At 60.0% G+C, this 20,744-nt stretch carries 13 protein-coding genes; 4 read left to right on the top strand and 9 right to left on the bottom strand.

Annotation, left to right across the window (positions count from 1 at the left end):
• Positions 1–2 precede the first annotated feature (2 nt).
• The gene (locus ACX3YD_RS08630; RefSeq protein WP_458959669.1) at positions 3–1,028 is read right to left on the bottom strand and encodes an FAD:protein FMN transferase; all 1,026 of its coding nucleotides are present in this window, start codon (positions 1,026–1,028) and stop codon (positions 3–5) included.
• Positions 1,029–1,304: 276 nt separating this feature from the next.
• On the opposite strand from ACX3YD_RS08630, the gene tcuC reads away from it, so the two are divergent.
• Complete coding sequence (gene tcuC, locus ACX3YD_RS08625; RefSeq protein WP_047531340.1) at positions 1,305–2,603, top strand: MFS transporter; 1,299 nt, start codon at positions 1,305–1,307, stop codon at positions 2,601–2,603.
• A 102-nt stretch (positions 2,604–2,705) separates the two neighbouring features.
• On the opposite strand, the gene ACX3YD_RS08620 is transcribed toward tcuC, so the two are convergent.
• From ACX3YD_RS08620 to ACX3YD_RS08600, 5 genes are all read right to left on the bottom strand, one after another.
• Positions 2,706–4,145 (bottom strand): efflux transporter outer membrane subunit, encoded by a 1,440-nt coding sequence (locus tag ACX3YD_RS08620; protein WP_458959668.1) that lies wholly within the window; start codon positions 4,143–4,145, stop codon positions 2,706–2,708.
• A gap of 9 nt (positions 4,146–4,154) precedes the next feature.
• The gene (locus ACX3YD_RS08615; protein ID WP_458959667.1) at positions 4,155–6,305 is read right to left on the bottom strand and encodes a glycosyltransferase family 2 protein; all 2,151 of its coding nucleotides are present in this window, start codon (positions 6,303–6,305) and stop codon (positions 4,155–4,157) included.
• Position 6,306: 1 nt separating this feature from the next.
• A complete protein-coding gene (locus tag ACX3YD_RS08610; protein WP_458959666.1) occupies positions 6,307–7,551 on the bottom strand; it encodes a hypothetical protein in 1,245 nt (414 codons plus the stop codon).
• On the bottom strand, positions 7,548–8,753 hold the full coding sequence (locus tag ACX3YD_RS08605) for an HlyD family secretion protein (RefSeq protein ID WP_458959665.1): 1,206 nt from the start codon (positions 8,751–8,753) through the stop codon (positions 7,548–7,550). Before ACX3YD_RS08605 ends, ACX3YD_RS08610 begins: the two co-directional genes overlap by 4 nt.
• 599 nt (positions 8,754–9,352) lie before the next feature.
• Positions 9,353–10,816, bottom strand: a complete 1,464-nt coding sequence (locus ACX3YD_RS08600) for a glyceraldehyde-3-phosphate dehydrogenase (protein WP_047531350.1) — start codon at positions 10,814–10,816, stop codon at positions 9,353–9,355.
• 364 nt (positions 10,817–11,180) lie between these two features.
• Here ACX3YD_RS08600 and mfd point away from each other — a divergent pair, with 364 nt between their 5' ends.
• From mfd to ACX3YD_RS08585, 3 genes are read left to right on the top strand one after another with little or no spacing between them, the layout of a single operon-like run.
• Positions 11,181–14,630: a transcription-repair coupling factor gene (mfd, locus tag ACX3YD_RS08595; protein ID WP_458959664.1), complete on the top strand. Its 3,450-nt coding sequence runs from the start codon at positions 11,181–11,183 to the stop codon at positions 14,628–14,630.
• A 10-nt stretch (positions 14,631–14,640) separates the two neighbouring features.
• Positions 14,641–15,207, top strand: coding sequence for a CsiV family protein (locus ACX3YD_RS08590; protein ID WP_103402670.1), 567 nt, complete (start codon positions 14,641–14,643; stop codon positions 15,205–15,207).
• 10 nt (positions 15,208–15,217) lie between these two features.
• Positions 15,218–17,911 carry an SNF2-related protein gene (locus ACX3YD_RS08585; RefSeq protein WP_458959663.1) on the top strand — a complete coding sequence of 898 codons (2,694 nt, stop codon included), beginning with the start codon at positions 15,218–15,220 and terminating at the stop codon, positions 17,909–17,911.
• A gap of 115 nt (positions 17,912–18,026) precedes the next feature.
• On the opposite strand, the gene ACX3YD_RS08580 is transcribed toward ACX3YD_RS08585, so the two are convergent.
• The 3 genes from ACX3YD_RS08580 to ACX3YD_RS08570 form a co-directional block, all read right to left on the bottom strand.
• Entirely contained in the window at positions 18,027–18,764 is a 738-nt protein-coding gene (locus tag ACX3YD_RS08580) for an S-methyl-5'-thioinosine phosphorylase (RefSeq protein ID WP_458959662.1), read from the bottom strand.
• 12 nt (positions 18,765–18,776) lie between these two features.
• Positions 18,777–19,775, bottom strand: coding sequence for a beta-N-acetylhexosaminidase (gene nagZ, locus ACX3YD_RS08575; protein ID WP_177329354.1), 999 nt, complete (start codon positions 19,773–19,775; stop codon positions 18,777–18,779).
• Positions 19,776–19,945: 170 nt separating this feature from the next.
• On the bottom strand, positions 19,946–20,653 hold the full coding sequence (locus tag ACX3YD_RS08570; protein WP_047531361.1) for a TetR/AcrR family transcriptional regulator: 708 nt from the start codon (positions 20,651–20,653) through the stop codon (positions 19,946–19,948).
• Positions 20,654–20,744: the final 91 nt, after the last annotated feature.

The following is a 20,744-nucleotide window of genomic DNA, read 5'->3' as shown; positions in this document are numbered from 1 at the left end:
GATCATTCGGTTTTCCCACCCGTGACCCGCTCAAAAGCGTGACTGGTACGTGTGACGAAACCTGTATCGGCACGAATCACAAAAAATGCGCCGATATCGTGTTTTTCCGCGTAGTCCCAACCGCGCTCCGGGCCAAGAATCAACAACAGCGTCGATAAGCCATCGGCCATCAACGCTGAAGGATGAATCACCGTGACGGATGCCAGTGAATGTGAGACCGGCGCACCGCTGCGGGCATCGAAGGTGTGGGAGTAACGCCGCCCATCCTGCTCGAAATAATTTCGGTAGTCGCCGGAGGTGGACAAGCCGAAACCGTCGACGGCGACGACACGCTCGGCCACCTGTTGATCGTCGCGAGGTTCTTCCAGGGCGATGCGCCACGGCGAACCGTCAAGCTTCTTGCCTGCGGCCTTGAGTTCGCCAGTGGCTTCGGCCAAGTAGTCGTGAATGCCCAGCGCTTCGAGTCGTGCGGCAATCGTATCGACCGCGTAACCGGCGGCAATGCTGTTGAAGTCGACCTCGACGGCAGCGTCCTTGCACAGCTGATCGCCCTCGATGCGCAGGTGTTGATAACCGACTCGCTGACGCGCTTGCGCCAACGCCTGTTCAGCCGGGACTTTTTCCTCGCGCCCCTGCGGGCCAAACCCCCAAAGATTGAGCAGCGGTTCCACCGTCAGGTCGTAGGAGCCTTCGCTTTGCTCCGACAGTTGTTCACCCACGCGGATCAATTTGAGGATGGACGCGGGCATTTTCTGACAGCGATTGGCGGGCAGGTCATTGAAGCGCTCGATATCCGAATCGCTGCGGTAGGTCGACAGTTGCCGATCGATGTCAGCGAGGATTTTTTCCACCTCGACACGAACATCTGCCGCCGCCGGGAGACCGGCACGGCGCACGTACTTGATCGAATACGTGCTGCCCATGGTCGGGCCACCAAAGCTTTCCATGGAGTCGCCGTTGCCGCAGGCGGACAACACGACGATCAGAGCCACAAGACCAAACAGCCGCCCATTCAACAAACCCTGCATCCCCGACAGTCCATGGCACAACGCCAAGGCCAGCGATTATGCGACAGGCCCCGACATTTTTGCGCTGCGTGTCCCACTTAATTCGCTCCAGTGCGCCATTCGAACCGTGTAATGGCAAAAACGTTTAAGCAGCAAGCTAATTAATGGTTGCCTATCCATATCGCCACACATATTGTTACAAAATGCTCGCCAAAGGTACCTTGCCTTTCAGCGACAGGAAGGGACGCATCTGAATCAGGGATCTCCAATAAAACAGCCAACAGCGAGTACGTTCAAATGTCCTCTAATACGGGCAAAGGCAAGGCGATTTTTCGCGTTGTCAGCGGCAACTTCCTCGAGATGTTCGACTTTATGGTCTACGGCTTCTACGCCACGGCCATCGCCAAAACCTTCTTCCCTGCCGATAGCGCTTTCGCATCCCTGATGCTCTCGCTGGCCACTTTCGGAGCCGGTTTCCTGATGCGCCCGTTAGGGGCGATTTTTCTCGGTGCCTACATCGACCGCCACGGTCGTCGCAAAGGGCTGATCATCACCCTGGCCTTGATGGCCGCCGGCACGATATTGATCGCCTGCGTGCCGGGCTACGCGACCCTCGGAGTCGCCGCTCCGCTGATCGTGCTGTTCGGTCGACTGCTGCAAGGTTTCTCGGCTGGGGTGGAGCTGGGTGGCGTGTCGGTGTACCTGGCGGAAATTTCCACGCCGGGCCGCAAAGGGTTCTTCGTCAGCTGGCAGTCCGCTAGCCAGCAAGCCGCGGTGGTATTCGCCGGCCTGTTGGGTGTTGGCTTGAACCATTGGCTCAGCCCGGAACAAATGGGTGATTGGGGCTGGCGCGTTCCGTTCCTGATCGGCTGCATGATCGTGCCGGTGATCTTCGTGATACGTCGTTCGCTGGAAGAAACACCGGAATTCCAGGCCCGCAAGCATCGTCCAACCCTGCGCGAAATTGTCCGTTCGATCAGTCAGAATTTCGGCATCGTCATCGCCGGCATGGCGCTGGTGGTGATGACCACGGTGTCGTTCTACCTGATCACCGCCTACACCCCGACCTTCGGCAAAGCCGAACTGCACTTGTCGGACATGGATGCCTTGCTGGTCACCGTGTGCATCGGCCTCTCGAATTTCTTCTGGCTGCCGGTGATGGGTTCCGTGTCAGACAAGATCGGACGCAAACCCCTACTGCTGGCGGCGACCATTCTGGCGATTCTCACCGCCTACCCGGCATTGTCGTGGCTGGTGGCGAACCCGAGCTTCAGCCATCTGCTGATCGTCGAACTCTGGTTGTCGTTCCTCTATGGCTCGTACAACGGCGCCATGGTGGTGGCCCTGACCGAGATCATGCCGGTGGAAGTTCGTACAACCGGCTTCTCCCTGGCCTACAGCCTGGCGACGGCGACCTTCGGCGGTTTTACCCCGGCGGCCTGTACTTACCTGATCCATGTGCTGGACAACAAAGCGGCACCGGGGATCTGGCTCAGCGCTGCGGCGATGCTGGGGTTGATCGCGACGCTGGTACTGTTCCGCGGCAACAAGCATGAACTTCGCACCGCACGCGCCTCAGTGGCTGGCGGCGCCTGACAGATCGCTATCGCGGGCAAGCCCTCCCCCACAGGATTTGTGAACACCACAAAACCTGTGGGCGAGCCTGCTCGCGAAGAGGCCTGACCAGACACCGAAGATTCACCGATCTGCCATCTTCAACGACTGACTCCACCCGCCTCCCAGCGCCTTGTACAACGTCACCTGATTGATCTCCCGAGCCAGTTCCAGCTGCGCCCACTTCTGCTGCGCATCAAACAACGAACGCTGGGCGTCCATGGTGGAGAAGTAGCTGTCCATGCCTGCCTCGAAACGCAGGCGTGACTGCCGATAGGCTTCCTGGTAATCCCCCACCAGTTTTTTCTGGAACTCCACTTGCGTGAGCATCTCCTGCCGGGCATTCAAGGCATCGGCGGCTTCACGAAACGCGTTCTGCACCGTGGCCTCATAGGCCGCAGCCTGACCGTCGAAGCGCGCATGGCTGGCATCCACCTGTGCCCGTCGCCCACCGCCGTCGATCAACGGCAACGAACCCGCCAAGGCCAACGACCAAAACTCGGCCGGCCCGCTGAGCAAACGGGAAAAGTCCCCGCTCAGACTGCCCAGCGCCGACGTCAGGGAAAAGGTCGGGAAGTACGCCGTGCGTGCCGCGCCGATATCCGCATTGGCTGCGCGTAACTGCGCCTCGGCCGACATGATGTCCGGCCGGCGCTCAACCAGCGCCGAGGGCAATCCGGCCGGCACATCGAGCGTCGCCATCCGCTCACCCAGCGCACCGGTGGGCAACAGCCCCACCGGTATCGGCTGTCCCACCAGCACTCGCAGCGCATTGGTGTTCTGCGCCACTTGCATGCGGTAAGTGTTGACTTGCACCGCCGCCGTATTGGTCTGCGCGTCGGCCTGGTGCACATCGATCCGGGCACTGGATCCGAGGTTATAGCTCTTGCGCAACAGTTGGCCGTAGCGGTCCTGGGATTGGTAGGTGCTCTGCGCAAGATCCAGCAAATGCTGATTGGCCTTGAGGCTCAACCAGGTGCTGGCGACTTCGCCGATCAGCGCCAGCCGTGCCGTTTGATAGTCCGCCTCGGACGCCTCGAAGCGTGCCCCCGCCGCATTGCGTTGACTGCGCAGGCGGCCGAAAAAGTCCAACTCGTAGGACGTAAAGCCCGCCGTGGCCTGAAATGTATTGGCGATACTGCCGGCCGTGGCACCACCACCAGGCGTGCGCACCAGAGGCGGCAGCTTGCTGCGCCCGGCGTAAGTGTCGATGCCAATGGTAGGAAAAAGCCCCGACTCGGCACTGTCATAACCGGCCCGCGCTTCTTCGACACTGGCCGCGAACTGACGCAGGCTGCGGTTGTTGACCAGGGCCATTTCAATCAACTGGCGCAGTCGTTCATCGACCACAAAACCGCGCCAGTCTTTGTCGAACGCCTGCTTGCCCTTGCAACACTCACCGGCGGTGTTCACCGGCCATTGCTGGTCGATGGGTGCATCGGGCTTCTCGTAGGTCGGTTCCAGCGAACAACCACCGAGCAGCAGCAAAGACATGAAGCAAGACGTGGATAAGCAACTGTTCATGGCGCGCACCTACAAGCGTTGGCCGAGCAAAGCTCGCAAGGGAGAAAGAAGCAGTGTCCACAGGCTTGAGCGACTGACATTGAGGGACGGCAGAGACGGTTGACGCGAACGAACCCGGACCGGCCGCCAGCGTGCAGGCGAGACGTAAGACGGCGCCTTGACCGGTTTCGGCGCACGCGGCGCCAGACGCTTCTCACCCAATAGGGAACGCTGCAGTAACGTGCCAAAGGCTTGCGCCGGCTCCGCCTTGCTGACGACGTTGATCGACGCATCACTGAACAACCGTGCGATCAGCCGCCGCCGCCGCGCTTCGTCCAGGTCGGCAAACCTCAAGCCCAATCGGTCGTCGCCGTGATTGCGCATGACTTCCACGTCCAGCCAGCCCAGCTTGTCGACCCACACCTGACCACACAGCCCCGGCTTGATCGAGGACGCAAAGGCGCAGGTCAAGGACGCGCCACTGAGGGAGATGTCCACCAGGCGACCGGACAGGACTTTACCGCCGAAGCGAAACCCCGTGGCCTTATCGAATGGAAAACGTTCCTCGCCATGCAACCGTGGCCGGTCGACACAAGCCACCAGCGTGGCCAGGTTGTAGATCAGCGCGACCACCGTCCAGCAAAGATTGAACATCATGTTGCCGTCAAACGAAGCAGCGGTACTGATAGCGATGTAGGCACCGATCTGCGAAAACAGCGTCAAGGCAAAAAAGAACCCGAACAACTTCCAGTGCACCATCGTGCGTGAGCGATCAATCCCCTTGGCGGTGACTTTGAACGGCCGCCCGAACGGTCGGATCATGGCGCTGGCAATGGTCGCGGTGACGGCCAGCGAGGCGACGATCTGGGTGACCTCTGTGAAAATCGGCAAAGTGCGCCGGTCGGTGACCCAGGTGCCATAGCCCCAGAAGGCAATCAGCGCCGGCATGCCGAAGGCCAGGAAGTCCACCGGATTGGCGTAGAACCCGGCGATGCCGAAGTACCAGTAGAGCACCGGCGAAACCAGCATCATCAAAATGAACGGTTTGGAAAACCAGTGCATCAGGCCATGCACATAGTGCAACCGGTCGTTGAGCGTGTAGCCGTTGCCGCGCAGCGGGCCTTCCTTGAGCAGTGCCACCTGGATCGTGCCCAGGCACCAGCGCCCGCGCTGGTTGATGTACTCGGTCAGGCCTTCGGCGGACAAACCGATCGACAGACGCTCATTCAACCAGCGGGTGACGTAGCCTTTTTGCAACAAGCGGTAGGTCGTGTAGATGTCTTCGCACACCGAACCGGTCGGAAAACCGCCGACTTCGGTAATCAAATCGCGTCGTACCACGAAGGACGTGCCGACACAAAACGCCGCGTCCCAGCCATCCTTCGCCGGTTGGAACACATCGAAGAACACCCGCTGCTCATCCACCCAGCAGGCTGACGTGCCGAGGTTGTGCTGGATCGGATCGGGGTTGTAGTAGAACTGCGGTGTTTGCACCAGGCCGACCTTGGGATCGTCGAACAGCCCCAGCGTGCGCAGCAGAATGGGTTGCTGTGGCGCGAAGTCGGCATCGAGCACCAGAATGTAAGGCGCATTGCTGGCGGCCGCCGACTGGCGCAAGCCGTTGTTCAAGTTGCCGGCCTTGGCGTGGGAATTGTCAGGGCGCCGCGCGTATTGCACGCCCACCTCGGCACAGTAATCGCGCAACCAGTCGCGCCGGGTGTCGTCGAGCACCCAGATGGTGAAGTTCGGGTAGTCGATCGCCTGGGCAGCGATGATGGTTTTTTCGAGAATATCGAGGCCTTCGTTGTAGGTGGCGATGAAGATATCCACCGCCGGTACTGCGCTGCCTTGCGCACGCAGACGTCGCTCACCGGCATCGGCCTCTTTGCGGTGATCCGTGCGACAGAGCATCACGACAATGGAGAACAGCGTGTAACCAATCGCCAACATCTCGAAAAACAGGAAGGCATAGGCCCAGACCGTAGCGAATCCGGAATGGCCGTCTGGCAACGTGTCGCGAATTCGCCAGGCCGCGTAATTGATCAGCAACAAGGCGGTGACAGCGCCAAAACCGGCCCGCGCGGCCCATTGATCACGGTGGGTCAGGCAGGTGAACAGCACCACCGCCGCCAGCGTCCAGAAATTGATTTGCAGCAGTTGCAGCGAGTCCAGTGCCTGCATGTCAGTCAGCCTCTTGAGAGCCGGTAAAAGGATTGACGCCGGTGGCCGCGATCGCCGCCCACGCTGTGGCGCCCAAGTGAGGCAGGTGGTAGTAGAAAAAGTCATTGGTGACCGAGTCCGGGCCTATGGCCAGTCCGGTACTGATGCGCGGTGCCGGCGTTGCGTACAGCCATCCATTGCCAGCCTCTTGGGCCAGCAGCACGCTCCACAGCGGCTGCGCCTTGTCGCTCAAGCCACTCAAGCGCGCCACGGCAGCGGCTTGCGCGGTGCCTTCGGTCCACAGGCCATCGGGGTCGCGATTGAATCCATACCCCTCGCCAGCACGGTGAGCGTGATCGATGAAGGCAAAGACCCGACGCCAGTCCCTGGGTGGGTCATGCAGGGCTATCAAGGGCCAGATCTGCGCATCGAGCCCTGATCGCTCGCGGTCAGACGTCCGGCCATCGGCACCGGTGCCGATCAGGAAGCGCCCTTCCCCGGCATCCCACTGGCTTGAGACAAACTGCCGGGCAATTTTCGCCTGCGCTGCCGAATCGCTATTGGGTGCAACTGCATCGAGTGCCGACCACGCCGCGGCGAGGTCAACGTTGTGCTCAGTGGATTTCCAGTTCTGCTGGACCTGTTTGGAAAAGTACCCGTAGTAGCCACCACTGAAACCGGCGGGCGATTGCCCGTCGTAGGTGTTTTTCTGCGACCAGTGCAGGACTTTTCGTGCGGCCTCCAGGTAAGACGCTTCGCCGCTCTGCCGGTAGGCCTCCAACAGCGCCAGGGCTGCCCACGCCTGATTGCCGGTGGCGCTGCTGACTTGGTACGCGTCCTGATTCCAGGCATTGCGCTCGACGCTCCAGTAACCCGGCAATTTCATCGACGGCGAACCCACGGCACCGGCGGCGTAGGCATTGCGCAGGCGTCCGTCCTGATATTCCGGATCGTGCCGTGTCGCGAAGACCAGTGCATCGGCGATCCGCCGCGCCGACTCCGCCTTGCCGCACGCAAACAAGGCAATGCTGGCCAGCGCGTTATCGTAAGTGAACGCCACGCCGCGCAACGCCAGGATCGGCGCAGGATGCCCATCCAGCGGCGGGTAACTGGCCACCAGCACCGGCCCCGCCGGCAGGGCTGTGACGGCTTGATCCAGCGCCGCACAGGTCATTGCCGCCAGTTGCGGCCTCGGCTGAGCCGCCATGGCAGACACCCCGCTGACGAGCAGCATCAAGCTCAATCCCCCGCGCAGAACAATGTTCATGGTCGCGACACCTCGGCACTGGCCCACAACCCTGGGTTGCAGGTCATGGCTCGCTGGGCGTCCGTCAGGTCTGAGGCAAACGTGCCGACGACGTACACCGAATTCTGCTCGGCATAGGGGAACGGCACGCTGTAGGTGTTGGCGCGAATGTCCGACGTGCTGGACAGCAACTGCACCACGCTGGCCTTGAGGGGTTCGTTCAACCCACGGATTTTCACCGTGAGCACGCTGTCGCGGTCGATCTTGCTGGCCATGCGCTCGGGGAACACCGCAATCACGTAGCTTTGTCCGCAATCGGTGGCGCGCAACAAGGTCGAGCCGGCCTGCACCAGCGTGCCCTGAGGCGCCAGCAACTCCTGGACGGTACCGGGCGAGTAGGCAACCACGTCGTAGCCGGCCATCAACTTGACCCGGTTCTGCTCGGTTTCGATCAACTGATTGAGGTTGTCGAGTTCCTGTTGATACGCCCGGCGGTTGCGAGCCTGGTTCTCCAGACTGAGTTTGAGCGTGGTCATCTGCGCGCTGAGATCGAACATGCGCAGTTGATCGGGATCGAGGTAAACCTGCTTGCTTGCCGCACTGACGTCACCGTCGGTGATCCGCAATTGCGAGCGCACCGATTCGGCCGCACCCTGCAACGAAGCCAACTGGGCTTTCGACTGCGCGACCACCGCACCGCTCACGGCCCCCTGGACGAACAACTCGAGGTTGCGCTCGACGGTTTCCTGAGCGTCTATCAACCGTGCACTGGCCGCACTGTTTTCGGCTTTCAGGGCTTTTTGAGTGAAGAGCTGGCGAGTGTGAAACGCGGCCTGGTACTGCTCGCTGGTTTTCTCCAGTTCCTCGTAGTACCGCTGATCGTGCTCGGCCTGACTGGTTGACGAGGACAACTGTTGCTCCAGGGTCAGGCGCCGGGTTTGCAGGGTCAGCAGGGTTTCCTGGTTGGCTCGCGGGTTTTCCACCACCGCAATTTTCTGGCCCTGACTGAAAGTCATGCCGGGCTTGACCTCCAACGAACTCACCACGCCATCAATCGGAGTGGTCAACAGAATCACCGGCGCATTCAAAATCGCCCGTGTCGCCGAGGCGGACACCAGTGGCATCAGCAAGGTCGACAACAGTAACCAGACGATAAATCCAAGGACACCCAACCCCACCAGGCGTGGCAACAGTGACAATAGCCTTGAGCGTTCTTCTGCCATATCTGACTCTCCCGATAGACCAACCGCATATCAGCCAGGCAATAACAAACCGTGACTGCGAAACACTTTTGGCAGGGTGAGCAAAACGAAACCGATCGGTTGGCCAGCAACTAAGCCGACGCAGATTTACTTGATTTTATGGTGATGTGAGCAGGAATGAGATTCCTGTCTTTTTGGAGAGTTGTTGTACTGCAAGCGTAGCGAGACTCAACAGGCCCGTGGCAGAGCGGGCGTTTACATTGGCGACACTAGATTCAGTCACGAAGGGTGTCAAGCATTTGGGCCGGACAATTAAATGGCGTCAAATATGTACCATTGAAAAAATCGGATCCATTTAATTCATTTAACTTCACTGAACCGACAACCACTTATTTTCATTGAGAGTTTTTATTTTTTATACACCAATGAACTTTTGATCGAATTTTGGATAATTCTGAACTTGTTAGCTGAAAGATTAAAAAGATATAAGTACTGGCACTTTGCATATCTGGCTTGCCAGTTTCCGCAAGTTTTTGTGATTGGCGCATGATTTGGACACGACAATCGCCCAAACAAAAACGCCCCGACAATGTCGGGGCGTTTTCATGTGCCGCTAAGGCTTAGCGCGGGAATGCTGGCGGGTTTACACCGGCCATGTCTTCCATCACGCGAACCACCTGGCAGCTGTAGCCGAACTCGTTGTCGTACCAAACGTACAGTACAACGCGGTTGTCCTGGGTGATGGTCGCTTCAGCGTCCACAACGCCTGCGTGGCGCGAGCCAACGAAGTCGGTGGAAACCACTTCCTGCGAGCTGACGTAGTCGATTTGCTTGTGCAGATCGGAGTGCATGGCCATCTGGCGCAGGTACTCGTTGATCTCGTCGCGGGTGGTGGCTTTCTCAAGGTTCAGGTTGAGAATGGCCATCGACACGTTTGGCGTCGGAACGCGGATCGCGTTACCGGTCAGCTTGCCGGCCAGCTCAGGCAAGGCCTTGGCAGCGGCAGTGGCAGCACCGGTCTCGGTGATGACCATGTTCAGCGCGGCGCTACGGCCACGGCGATCGCCCTTGTGGAAGTTGTCGATCAGGTTCTGGTCGTTGGTGTACGAGTGAACCGTTTCAACGTGACCGTTGACGATGCCGAACTTGTCATTCACGGCCTTCAGCACCGGCACGATGGCGTTGGTGGTGCAGGAAGCGGCCGAAATGATCTTGTCGTCAGCGGTGATCTCGGCATGGTTGATGCCGTGAACGATGTTCTTCAGCTTGCCTTTGCCAGGCGCGGTCAGGACAACGCGGTCGATACCCGGGCAGGCCAGGTGCTGGCCCAGGCCATCGGCGTCACGCCATACGCCAGTGTTATCCACCAGCAGCGCGTCTTTGATGCCGTACTGGGTGTAATCCACTTCAGTCGGGTTTTTCGCGTAGATAACCTGGATCAGGTTGCCGTTGGCGGTGATGGTGTTGTTGGCTTCATCAATGGTGATGGTGCCATCGAACGGACCATGAACCGAATCACGACGCAGCAGGCTCGCACGCTTGACCAGATCGTTCTCGGCGCCCTTGCGGACAACGATGGCGCGCAGACGCAGGCCGTCGCCACCACCGGTTTTCTCGATCAGGATGCGCGCCAGCAGACGGCCGATACGACCGAAGCCGTACAGGACCACGTCGGTGCCTTTGCGAGCGGAAGCGTTCTGCTGGCCAACCACGTCAGCCAGTTCTTCACGGACGAACTGCTCGACAGTGCGACCATTGCCCTGGGTCTTGAATTTGACCGCGAGCTTGCCCAGGTCTACCGAAGCGGCGCCGAGCTTGAGCTCGCTCATCGCCTTGAGCAGCGGGAATGTTTCGTGGACGGACAGCTCGCTGTCGTCGGACTGACGATGACGAGCAAAGCGGTGAGCTTTGAGAATCGCAATGACTGAACGATTGATCAGGCTGCGGCCATAGATCGAGCTCACCACGTTGTTATTGCGGTAGAGCTGACCGATAAGCGGAATCATCGCTTCTGCGAGTGCTTCACGGTCGATCCATTCACCAAGACACTGGTCGGGCTTCTGAGTCACGGGAACCTTCCACATGTAGGGGCAGAAAAAAGGGGCTACATTATGCCGCCGAGTGACTCGCGTAGCAATGCGCGCCTGTCGTGCGATCCGTAACAATTCTCCGCTCAAAAAAATCACACCTCGCGCAAACCCAATAAAACCGGGGCTCGCAGCCCACTCAGTTTTTCAGTGGGTTACATCGCGTTGTGCGTAACCCTCCGTAACACTCGTTCGTTTTACCACTACATATTCAATAATTCTTGATAAAAAACAGGCGTTTTTTGTCTTTACCACTACATTTCGCCAAACCGGCGTAATAGACACAGTCTGCAACTGACAGGCGGCACCCGAGGCCGCTACAATTACCGACTTTGTCGCAACGCTTGGAGCTCAACCTTCCGTGCCCGTTCTGCGTCTACCGCATCTCCCTGCCGCGGCAGGTAAACAGCATTGGGGCAACCTGCCCGGTGCCGCCCTGAGCCTGGCCATCGCCGAGGCCGCCAGCGCGGCCAAGCGCTTTACCCTGCTACTGACCGCCGACAGCCAAAGCGCCGAACGGCTGGAACAGGAGCTGAGTTTCTTCGCCCCGGATTTGCCTGTGCTGCATTTCCCCGACTGGGAAACCCTGCCCTACGATCTGTTCTCGCCGCACCAGGACATCATTTCCCAGCGCATCGCCAGCCTGTATCGACTGCCCGAACTGGCGCACGGTGTGCTGGTGGTGCCGATCACCACCGCCCTGCACCGCCTGGCACCGACCAAATTTCTGCTCGGCAGCAGCCTGGTGCTGGAGGTCGGACAGAAGCTCGACGTCGAGCAAATGCGCACTCGCCTTGAAGCCACCGGCTACCGTTACGTCGATACCGTGTACGAGCATGGCGAATTCACGGTGCGCGGCTCGCTGATCGACCTGTTCCCGATGGGCAGCAAGCTGCCTTACCGGATCGACTTGTTTGACGACGAAATCGAAACCCTGCGCACCTTCGATCCGGAGAACCAGCGTTCTATCGACAAGGTCGATTCGGTCAAGTTGTTACCGGCCAAGGAATTCCCGCTGCAGAAAGAAGCCGTGACCCGTTTCAAGGCACGTTTCCGCGAGCGCTTCGACGTCGACTTCCGCCGCTGCCCGATCTTTCAGGACTTGAGCAGCGGGATTACCCCGGCTGGCATCGAGTACTACCTGCCGTTGTTCTTCGAAGAAACCTCAACGTTGTTCGACTACCTGCCCCAGGACACTCAAGTGTTCTCATTGCCAGGCATCGAACAGGCGGCGGAAAACTTCTGGAACGACGTGCGCAATCGCTATGAAGAGCGGCGCGTCGACCCATCCCGTCCTTTATTACCGCCCGCCGAGTTGTTCCTGCCGGTGGAAGACTGCTTTGCGCGCCTGAAGAACTGGCCACGGGTGGTCGCCAGTCAACAGGACGTGGAAACGGGCGTCGGTCGCGAACGCTTCCCTGCCCGGGAACTGCCGAACCTGGCCATCGAAGCCAAAGCCACCCAACCGCTGGCGGCGCTGGCGGGTTTTCTCGACCAGTTTCCCGGACGTGTGCTGTTTACCGCCGAATCCGCAGGCCGCCGCGAAGTGCTGCTGGAACTGCTGGAACGTTTGAAACTGCGACCGAAAACCGTCGACAGCTGGCCGGACTTTGTCGCCGGCAAGGAACGCCTGGCGATCACTATCGCGCCGCTCGATGAAGGCTTGCTGCTGGACGATCCAGCCCTGGCCCTGGTTGCCGAAAGCCCGCTGTTCGGTCAGCGCGTCATGCAGCGCCGTCGTCGCGAAAAACGCGCCGATGCCAACAACGATGCCGTGATCAAGAACCTCACCGAACTGCGCGAAGGCGCGCCGGTGGTGCATATCGATCACGGGGTCGGTCGCTACCTTGGCCTCGCCACCCTGGAAATCGACAGCCAGACCGCCGAATTCCTCGCCCTGGAATACGCCGAGGGCGCCAAGCTCTACGTACCGGTAGCCAACCTGCATCTGATCGCCCGCTACACCGGCAGCGACGATGCCTTGGCCCCGCTGCACCGCCTCGGCTCCGAGACCTGGCAGAAAGCCAAGCGCAAAGCCGCTGAACAAGTACGCGACGTTGCGGCCGAATTGCTCGACATCTATGCGCGTCGCGCCGCCCGCGAAGGCTATGCCTTCGCCGACCCGAAAGCCGATTACGCCACCTTCAGCGCCGGTTTCCCGTTCGAAGAAACGCCCGATCAGCAAACCACCATCGAAGCGGTGCGCGAAGACATGCTCGCGCCAAAACCGATGGACCGCCTGGTGTGTGGCGACGTCGGTTTCGGCAAGACCGAAGTGGCCATGCGCGCCGCGTTCATCGCCGTGCACGGCGGCAAGCAAGTGGCGATTCTGGTGCCGACCACCCTGCTCGCCCAGCAGCACTACAACAGCTTCCGCGACCGTTTCGCCGATTGGCCGGTGACCGTGGAAGTGATGAGCCGCTTCAAGTCGACCAAGGAAGTGAATGCGGCGGTGGCGGACCTGGCCGAAGGCAAGATCGACATCGTCATCGGCACGCACAAGTTGTTGCAGGACGACGTCAAAATCAAAAACCTCGGGTTGGTGATCATCGACGAAGAACACCGTTTCGGTGTGCGCCAGAAAGAACAGCTCAAGGCACTGCGCAGCGAAGTCGACATTCTCACCCTGACCGCCACACCGATTCCGCGCACGCTGAACATGGCGGTGTCGGGTATGCGCGACCTGTCGATCATCGCCACGCCGCCGGCGCGTCGCCTGTCCGTGCGGACCTTCGTCATGGAGCAGAACAAGAGCACGGTCAAGGAAGCCCTGCTCCGCGAGTTGCTGCGTGGCGGCCAGGTCTACTACCTGCACAACGACGTGAAGACCATCGAGAAATGCGCCGCCGATCTCGCCGAACTGGTGCCCGAGGCACGGATCGGCATCGGTCACGGGCAGATGCGCGAACGCGAACTCGAACAGGTCATGAGCGACTTCTACCACAAGCGCTTCAACGTGCTGATCGCCTCGACCATCATCGAGACCGGCATCGACGTGCCCAGCGCCAACACCATCATCATCGAGCGCGCCGACAAGTTCGGCCTGGCACAGTTGCACCAGTTGCGCGGCCGGGTCGGACGCAGTCACCACCAGGCGTATGCCTACCTGCTGACACCGCCGCGCCAGCAAATCACCCCGGACGCGGAAAAGCGCCTGGAAGCGATCGCCAACACCCAGGACCTCGGCGCGGGTTTCGTGCTCGCCACCAATGACCTGGAAATCCGCGGCGCCGGCGAATTGCTCGGCGATGGCCAGAGCGGACAGATCCAGGCAGTCGGTTTCACGCTGTACATGGAAATGCTCGAGCGCGCGGTGAAGTCGATCCGCAAGGGCGAACAGCCGAACCTCGACCAACCACTGGGCGGTGGTCCGGAAGTCAACTTGCGGGTGCCGGCACTGATTCCCGAGGATTATCTGCCAGACGTCCACGCACGACTGATTCTCTACAAGCGCATCGCCTCGGCCACCGACGAAGAAGGCCTCAAGGACCTGCAAGTGGAAATGATCGACCGTTTCGGCCTGCTGCCGGAGCCGACCAAGAACCTGATGCGCATCACCGCCCTGAAATTGCAGGCCGAGTTGCTGGGCATCAAGAAAGTCGACGGCGGTCCGCAAGGTGGCCGCATCGAGTTCGCGGCGCAAACCCCGGTCGACCCGCTGACCCTGATCAAACTGATCCAGAGCCAGCCCAAACGCTACAAATTCGAAGGGGCCACGGTGTTTAAATTCATGGTCCCGATGGAACGCGCAGAAGAGCGCTTTAATACTGTAGAGGCGCTGCTTGAGCGCCTCATCCCGAAAACTGCTTGAAGGACGCCGCATGCGCCTGTTTCGCTTACTGACCTTGATGATTTCCCTGGTCACCCCCACGGCGTTTGCCGCCGATCTGTATCAAGTCGAAATGATTCTGGTCCGTCAAAACGCTGTGCCGGCCATCGTCAGTCGCGCCGCGCCGGAAGACTGGGCCGCCGGCGCACAGTCCATCAGCCCCGACAGCCTGCGCACGCCGAGCCTCAATGGCGAAGTGACAAAACTCAGCGCCAGCACTGACTACACGGTGTTACTGCACAAGGCCTGGCAACAAACCCTTGGCGAGCAGGCCACCAAAGTCGCGATCAGCGAGGGCAAGGATCAATTCGGCCAATTCCCGATCGAGGGCACACTGAGCCTGAAACTGGGCCGCTTCACCGACGTCGACGCAGACTTCTGGATCAACCAGATCAACGCCGATGGCCTGGTCACCGCCAGTGAACGCCTGAAAACCCAGAGCCACACCAAAAATGGACAGCTGAATTTTCTCGACGCCGGCCACCTTGGCCTGCTGATCAAGATCACCTCGCTGACCGCCCCAGCACCTCGGCCAGCCCCCGATGAAATTCCGGACTGATTGAGTCCTTATGTCCGCGACCCTGAGCAAACCCCTGGCACCCTCCTGGGTCAGCCGCTTCAAGGAACAGAGCCTCGAACGCGGCCGCCGCTACGCCCTGGAGAACCGCGTCAGGATAGTCGAGGCCGGCGACGCGACCATCATCGCTGCGTGCGAAGGTTCTGGCGGTAACGTTTATCGTCAGACCATTCGCCTGCGCGATTCAGCCAAAGGCACTTTGCTGATGGTCGATGCCACCTGCTCTTGTCCGGTCCACAACAATTGCAAACATTGCGCGGCGGTCTTGCTTCAGGTGCAGGAAACCCTCGATTACCCCGCTGCCGCCAAAGACGCCGAGCTTCTGGAGAAGCTGCAAAGCGTACTGGACAACCGCAACCCGAAAGCACCGCCCCAAGTACTGGTGGATAACGTGCAACCCGTGCCGCGCCTGTGGCTGGCGAGCATCGAGTTCAGCGCCTTCGAGCCACGCAATGGCAAGATGCAGCGCTATATCCAGCATCGCGCGGCGCTGTCCTTCAGCTATCTGGACGAGTACGTCTCCGGGCAGAAAAACACCGACATCCTGATTCGCCAGGAAACACAGACCCTACGGATAAAACGCCATCCGGACGTGGAACAGTCCTACCGGGAACAACTGCGGATCCTCGGCTTCAAAGTCGCCACCCGCCAGAGCAAAGCCCTGCCGGAAAGTGCGGGCGAATTGTTCGAGATGGTCAATGACAGCGCCTGGCTGACCTTCACCCTCAATGAACTGCCGAAGCTGCGCACCCAGGGCTGGGAGCTGCAGATCAACGAAGACTTCGGTTTCGACCTGACCGCCGTGGACGACTGGTACGCCACGGTCCAACAGGCACCGGAGCGTGACTGGTTTGACCTGGAACTGGGCATCATCGTCAATGGCGAGCGGCTGAGCCTGTTGCCGATCCTGTTGAACCTGATGCGCTCCCACACCGAAATCCTCAACCCGGAGCGCCTCGCCCGACGGCGTGACGATGAGTTGATTCTGGTGAATATTCCCAACCGGCCAAACTCCGAGCACGGCCCCCTGCAAGTCGCTCTGCCTTTCGGGCGCCTGAAACCGGTGCTGGCAACCCTCGGCGAGTTCTACCTGCAAGAGCCAGGCGAAACCACACTACGCCTGAGCAAGGCCGACGCCACGCGCCTGAATCCGCTGGAAGACCTGCCACTGCTATGGGAGGGCGGCGAGCAAATCCGCACCTTTGCCCAGCGCCTGCGGGACATCAAGGACTACACCGCCACGGCCCCGGACGGCTTGAATGCGACACTGCGACCCTACCAACTGGAAGGCTTGAGCTGGATGCAGTCGCTGCGGCAACTGGAAGTCGGCGGAATCCTTGCGGACGACATGGGCCTGGGTAAAACCCTGCAAACCCTGGCACATGTGCTGACCGAAAAAAACGCCGGACGCCTCGACCGGCCGTGCATGGTGGTAATGCCTACCAGCCTGATTCCCAACTGGCTCGACGAAGCGGCGCATTTCACACCGCAGCTCAAGGTGCTGGCGCTGTATGGCGCCAGCCGCAAAAAGCATTTCGACAACCTGGCCGATTACGACCTGATCCTGACCACCTACGCCCTGCTGCCCAAGGATGTCGAACGCCTGGCGGCTCAGCCATTACATGTACTGGTGCTGGACGAAGCGCAATACATCAAGAATCCGAACAGCAAGGCCGCCCAGGCCGCGCGCGAGCTGAATGCGCGTCAGCGTCTGTGCCTGAGCGGCACACCACTGGAAAACCACCTGGGTGAATTGTGGTCGCTGTTTCACTTCCTGCTGCCGGGCTGGCTGGGCGACGTCAAAAGCTTCAACAGCGATTACCGCGTGCCGATTGAAAAACGTGCCAGTGAAGTCAGACTTCAACACCTCAATGCTCGGATCAAACCCTTCCTGCTACGTCGCACCAAGGAACAGGTGGCGACCGAGTTGCCGCCGAAAACCGAGATCATCCACTGGGTCGAGCTCAACGAAGCCCAGCGCGACGTTTATGAAACGATGCGCCTGGCCATGGACAAGAAAGTTCGCGACGAGATCACCCGTAAAGGCGTGGCGCGCAGCCAGATCATCATCCTCGAGGCGCTGCTGAAACTGCGCCAGGTGTGCTGCGATTTACGCCTGGTCAACGACGCCACCCTGCCGGCACGTGGCAGTACGTCGGGCAAACTCGACAGCCTGATGGAAATGCTCGAAGAGCTGTTTGAGGAAGGACGGCGGATTCTGCTGTTCTCGCAATTCACTTCGATGCTGTCGCTGATCGAAGATGAACTGAACAAACGCGGTGTGACCTACGCCCTGTTGACCGGACAGACCCGCGATCGACGCACGCCAGTAAAAGAATTTCAGAGCGGCAAGCGTCAGATTTTTCTGATCAGCCTGAAGGCCGGTGGCGTGGGTCTCAACCTGACGGAAGCAGACACGGTGATTCATTACGATCCGTGGTGGAACCCAGCGACAGAAAACCAGGCCACCGACCGCGCCTATCGCATCGGCCAGGAGAAACCGGTGTTCGTCTACAAGCTGATTGCGCGCGGCACGGTGGAAGAGAAGATTCAGCATCTGCAGAAGGAAAAATCCGATCTCGCGGCGGGCGTACTGGATGGGCGTCAGGCCGGGGACTGGAAACTGCAGAGCGATGATATCGAGGCGTTGTTCGCGCCCTTACCGGATAAACTCGAAAAGCGCTGAGATCTGCGGCGCCTGACAGATCGCTATCGCGAGCAGGCTCGCTCCCACAGGCGCGGTGATAACCATGTGGGAGCGGGCTTGCCCGCGATGGAAGCGACTCGGTGCCAAGCCTGACTCAGCCCTTGAGCACCCGCGCCAACGTCGACTTCACCTTGCCCATCCCGTCATGCAATGCCTGCTCGATCTCCGCCATGGTGATCACCGCCGTCGACTTGCCCGCCGCCGGATTCACCACCAGCGCCAGACAGGCGTAATCCAGCTCCAGCTCACGAGCCAGGGCGGCTTCCGGCATACCCGTCATGCCTACGATGTCACACCCGTCACGCTCCAGACGCGCGATCTCGGCCACGGTTTCCAGTCGCGGCCCCTGGGTGCAGGCATACACGCCATGACTGCTGTAACCGACACCTTCTGCAGCCAGCGCCGCGATCAACTCCTGACGCAGCGATTCGCTGTAGGGATAGCTGAAGTCGATGTGCGTAACGTGCTCCAGGTCATCGGCAAAGTAGGTGTGCTCGCGACCGCTGGTGTAATCGATCAACTGATGCGGCACGCAAAAATGCCCGGCGCCCATCGCCGCATGAATGCCACCGACGGCGTTGACCGCGAGAATGGCCTCGGCTCCGGCCTGCTTCAGCGCCCAAAGGTTGGCACGGTAGTTCACCTGATGCGGCGGAAAACGGTGCGGGTGACCATGACGGGCAAGGAACAATACTTCCTTGCCCGCGTACTCACCGATCTGTACCTCGGCAGAAGGCGCGCCATAAGGGGTGTCCACCGCCAATGACTGACGAATGCTCAGGCCTTCGAGTTGAGTCAGGCCAGTACCACCGATAATCGCGTAAACCGTCATAACGAACCGTCCTTAATCAATCAATTGAGCGTCTTTCAGCGCGCCGACGGCGATCAGCCAACGCGGATCCTGACGGTATTCGATGTTCGCGAACGACTGACCGCGCATCCGCGCAATGCGCGCGGACGGCTTGACCTTCAGGCGTTGCGCGGCGCTCAGGGCCAGCTCGGCGGCCGCGCGATCGTTGCACACCAGGCCCATGTCGCACCCGGCGCTCAATGCCGCTTCGATACGGCTGGCGGCATCCCCCACGACATGGGCGCCCGCCATGGACAGATCATCACTGAAGATCACACCGTCGAATTGCAGTTCACCGCGCAAAATGTCCTGCAACCAGCGCCGGGAGAAACCGGCAGGCTGAGAATCGACTTGCGGATAGATGACGTGTGCCGGCATGACCGCTGCCAGTTGCTTGCTCAGCCTGGCGAACGGCACCAGGTCGTTGGCGCGGATTTCGTCGAGACTGCGCTCGTCGTTTGGAATCGCGACATGGGAATCGGCCTCGGCCCAACCGTGACCGGGAAAATGCTTGCCGGTGGCAGCCATGCCCGCACTGTTCATGCCACGAATGAATGCACCAGCCAGCAGCGCCGCACGTTGGGGATCGCCTTCGAACGAACGGGTGCCGACCACGGCGCTGCGCTGGTAGTCGAGGTCAAGTACCGGCGCGAAGCTCAGATCCAGACCAACAGCCAACACTTCGGTCGCCATGATCCAGCCGCACTGCTCGGCCAGGTATTCAGCATTCGGATTATCGGCAATGGCGCGCATCGCCGGCAGGCGCACGAAGCCCTGGCGCAGACGTTGAACGCGCCCGCCTTCCTGATCCACCGCCAACAACAGATCAGGGCGGATGGCACGGATGGCGGCACTCAACTCGCGGACCTGACGCGGATGCTCAATGTTGCGAGCGAAAATAATCAGGCCACCCACCTCGGGTTGGCGCAGCAATTGGCGATCTTCAGCCGTCAGCCAGGTACCGGCGACGTCCACCATCAACGAGCCTTGCAGGCCAGCAGTCATAGAGATTCCTTGATAACGAAAAATCCGGCTCGCACGAATTCGCCGCCATGACCAGTGCCCGGCAGGTCGGCGATTTCAGTGGGGAACGGATTCAGAACGAGAGTCGGCATGGGCGGCTAGCTTAGCGGATGTCAGCTGCCGCGCCCACCCGTGCAGGGTTAAACCTTGGCGGCAACCGGTGTCGACTTGCTACGCGGACGCAACTGCGCGCTGGCCATGGCCGTATCGGTGACACCGGACTCGGCACGCATGCCGGCCGCCAGGAACGGCACCATCAGTCGCATGACCTGCTCGATGGAGGTGTTCACCCCGAAGTCGGTTTCGGCGATGGCGCGCAAGGCCTTGATGCCGGACATGCTGAACGCAGCGGCACCCAGCATGAAGTGCACGCGCCAGAACAGTTCGATCGGCGGAATACGCGGTGCGGCTTCGTTAACCAGCATCATGTAGCGGCGAAACACCTTGCCGTACATGTCTTCCAGATAACGACGCAAATGCCCCTGGCTCTGACTGAAGGCCAGCCCCAGCAAACGCATGAAGATAGAGAGATCGTTGCCACTGCGTGGCTGTACGACGAGAGCCTGCTCGACGAGGATTTCAAGCAACTCCTCAAGTGTCGCCTTGCTCTCTGGCTTGGCCTGGCGCCGCTCCAGCTCTTTATCGAGACTGATACAGAACGGCCCTAGAAAACGGGAAAAGACCGCCTGGATCAGCGCTTTTTTTGACCCGAAGTGATAATTCACCGCAGCCAGATTGACACCGGCCTTGCTGGTAATCAGACGCAACGAGGTTTCGGCGAAACCTTTTTCCGCGAACAACTGCTCGGCAGCATCAAGAATGCGTTCTACGGTTTCCGACTGGGCCATGACTACTCCGCCTGACAAACACTTGTTTGAAACATACGTTTCAGTCTACGTATTGTCAAGTCTGGCGGTTCGTTTCGGGAATGGTCAGTCA

It is taken from the genome of Pseudomonas fluorescens group sp. PF-1, assembly GCF_054481335.1.
Note: the sequence above shows the minus strand (reverse complement) of the source record. Positions and strands in the feature narration are given on the sequence as shown.